Here is a 1,145-nt window from a genome sequence, read left to right on the forward strand (position 1 = left end):
CTGTCATATTTCTTCTCCAAACTCCTTGCCGCCCAACAATTTATGCACTAACTATAAGATCGGGAAAGTAAAAATGAGCAAGGAAACCTTCGACGCAACGCGTTATAACCAAAGCGATAACAAGCCTTTTGAAGAAGTACTAGAAGCGAGTCTATCTCGTCGTAGCATCTTAAAAGGTGGCCTTGGTATCAGCGCAATGACTGCGTTTGGTGCTTTTGGATTGGCGGGCTGTAACTCTTCGAGCTCTGGCACGTCGGCAAGTAACGGTTCTGGCATTTCGAAAGCGGTACTTAACTTTGACTCAATTCCTGGCTCGTTGACTGATGCCGTTTCTATTCCACAGGGTTATACCGCTCAGGTACTGGTACCTTGGGGTACACCGCTGAATGCTCAAGGCAGCGCGTGGAAAAATGATGGCAGTAACACCAGCTCAGACCAACTTAACGCGTTGGGCATGCACCATGATGGCATGCACTTTTTCCCATTAAATGACAGTACGACCGACGGCCTGCTTTGCATCAACCATGAATACATTGATACATCAGCACTGCATCCAAACGGTCCAACAGTCTCAAATGGCGTTCGCACAATAGTTGATGAAGTTCGCAAAGAGATTAATGCTCACGGCGTTTCCGTTGTTCGTATTCAGCTAGAAGACAATATGTGGAAATTGGTGGATACCGATCCGCTTAACCGCCGATACACTGGTGCGACAGTGATGGATTTATCTGGCCCAGTCGCTCACACGGCGCTTACTGTGACGCGTTTTTCGCCTGATGGCAGCCAAGCTCGTGGTACGTTAAACAACTGTGGCAACGGCTATACGCCGTGGGGTACTTACCTCACGTGTGAAGAGAACTGGCCTGGCTACTTCGTTAATGCGGGGACTCGTACAGAAGAACAAGATCGTATTGGTGTGGATGATAAGAGCACGCGTTACTTGTGGGAAACATTGGCAGGTAACTCAGAAGAGCGTTTAGATGAGTTCACGCGTTTTAATGTTGCACCAACAGGCACCAGCTCTGCAGACGATTACCGTAACGAAGCGAACGGCCATGGCTACATTGTAGAAATTGACCCATATACCCAAAACTCTCGTGCGAAAAAGCGTACCGCGCTTGGTCGTTTCCGCCACGAAGGTTGTG

1 protein-coding gene is annotated in these 1,145 nt (G+C 48.6%); it reads left to right on the forward strand.

Annotated elements, in window-relative coordinates; genetic code table 11:
- Positions 1–73: 73 nt before the first annotated feature.
- On the forward strand, positions 74–1,145 hold a 1,072-nt coding region (locus R7M72_RS25385; RefSeq protein WP_318056494.1), incomplete at its 3' end, for a PhoX family protein.

This window comes from Vibrio sp. YT-18 (assembly GCF_033337345.1).
GTDB classification, from domain to species: domain Bacteria; phylum Pseudomonadota; class Gammaproteobacteria; order Enterobacterales; family Vibrionaceae; genus Vibrio; species Vibrio alginolyticus.